This is a genomic window from Methylophaga sp. (genome assembly GCF_030651745.1).
Map to the genome: position 1 here is coordinate 1 of NZ_JAUSCC010000135.1, position 1777 is coordinate 1777.

At 52.0% G+C, this 1777-nt stretch carries 2 protein-coding genes; one reads left to right on the forward strand and one right to left on the reverse strand.

Annotated features, from left to right (window positions below; all coding sequences use genetic code 11):
• Positions 1-17: 17 nt before the first annotated feature.
• Positions 18-1259: a transposase gene (locus Q7V21_RS15390; RefSeq protein WP_283630491.1), complete on the reverse strand. Its 1242-nt coding sequence runs from the start codon at positions 1257-1259 to the stop codon at positions 18-20.
• Positions 1260-1280: 21 nt separating this feature from the next.
• Between Q7V21_RS15390 and tnpA the strand changes: the two genes are divergently transcribed.
• Positions 1281-1697 (forward strand): IS200/IS605 family transposase, encoded by a 417-nt coding sequence (tnpA, locus tag Q7V21_RS15395; RefSeq protein WP_226069670.1) that lies wholly within the window; start codon positions 1281-1283, stop codon positions 1695-1697.
• Positions 1698-1777 lie beyond the last annotated feature (80 nt).

The following is a 1777-nucleotide window of genomic DNA, read 5'->3' on the forward strand; positions in this document are numbered from 1 at the left end:
TTGACATCCTCCCCGGCCTAAAGGCCGGAGATTCCTACGGCGCTCATCCCGGCATCGCGCCGCAATGAGTTGCTTCGGTGGGTTCCTGCTGCTGGCGACATTACTGCGTCGCTCACTTCACAGGCGCAACGGGCGTGTCCCGCCCTGAGAATGTTGATCGCACCAACTACATCGGCGTTTTCCTCGAAGCCGCACGCAACACACCGGAACCGGGCTTGTGTGCGTCGGTTCTCTTTGGCGACATGGCCGCAGCACGGACACTTCCGGCTGGTGTTTTGGGGTGGTACGGCAACGAGTTGTCCGCCATTCCAAGCGAGTTTGTAGTCTAACTGGCGGCGGAACTCATACCAGCCTTGATCTAGGATGGCTTTATTCAGGCCGGATTTGGCCTTGACGTTTCTGCCCGGTGTCTCGGTAGTGCCTGATGCTGACTTGGACATATTCCGAACCTGCAAGTCCTCGATACACACCATCGTGTGGTTTTGGCTGATCGTGGTCGTGGCTTTGTGCAGGTAGTCGCGTCGGGCATTGCCGATATGGGCATGGATTTTCTGGACTTTGGCTTTTGCCTTTTTCCAGTTGTTGCTGAACTTCTTTTTTCGGCTCATGGCTCGCTGAGCATTCACCAAGGCTTTTTCTTGGCGTTTGAAACTATTGAGCGGGGCGAAATAGCTGCCGTCGCTCAGTGTGGCAAAACGGGCAATGCCCATATCGATGCCGACAATGGCGGTCGACGGGTGGATAGGCGCTTCGACTTCGCGCTCGGTTTGAATCGACACATACCACTTGCCTTGTTTGCCGGATACGGTGACGTTTTTCACAATACCCAACACTTCCCGGCTGTTGCGGTAGCGAACCCAGCCTAGTTTTGGCAGAAAAATCCGGCTGTTGCCTTGGTCGAGCTTGCAACCTTGCGGATAGCGAAAGTTATCCGACTGGCCTTTCTTCTTGAAGCGAGGAAAGTCTGCGCGTTTCTCGAAGAAGTTTTTATAGGCTCGTTCCAGGTCTTTAAGCGTTTGTTGCAAGGGTTGGGAATGGGTTTCAGATAGCCATTGCGTTTCGCTACTCTTGCGCCACTCGGTCAGTTGTTTGCACAAATCGGCATAAGACAACTTCTTTTTGCTTTCTGCGTAGTGCGCTTGTTGCAACGCCAATGCCTTATTGAATACAAAACGGCACGACCCGGCGAAACGGCGCATATTGCGCTGTTGTTCGCCGTCCGGCATTAATTCGTATTTGAAAACTTGAAGTCGTTGCATGATTCAATCATACTCTGGTCTATGGGCAATGACAATGACATTAGGCACGGTAGACACTGTGTTTTTAAGATGCACGTTCATCTGGTCTTTGTGACTAAATACCGCCGTGGTGTATTCACAAAAGCCATTCTGGACGACCTTCAAGAAATCTTCTCCAATGTATGCGCCGACTTTGAAGCGGAGTTGGTGGAATTCGATGGAGAGGACGATCACGTTCACCTGTTGGTGAACTACCCGCCTAAGGTGGCAATATCGAAACTGGTTAATAGCCTGAAAGGCGTATCCAGTCTTCTTATCCGAAAAAAGAACTACCCAAGCATTAAGAAGAAACTGTGGGGCGGGGCCTTGTGGTCGCCAAGCTATTTCGCTGGAAGCTGCGGCGGTGCGCCGATTGAAATCATTCGGCAATACATCGAGCAACAGCAAACACCTCATTAAGTATTCAAAGGACGGCGCTGCCGTCCGCGCTATTCATCCCCGCCCTGAACGACGGGGCTTTTCGCGCAATCCGGTAAAAT

Coding starts and splice junctions, on each gene's coding strand:
- Q7V21_RS15390 (WP_283630491.1), bottom strand. CDS start 1,259: ATGCAACGACTTCAAGTTTTCAAATACGAATTAATGCCGGACGGCGAA.
- tnpA (WP_226069670.1), top strand. CDS start 1,281: ATGGGCAATGACAATGACATTAGGCACGGTAGACACTGTGTTTTTAAG.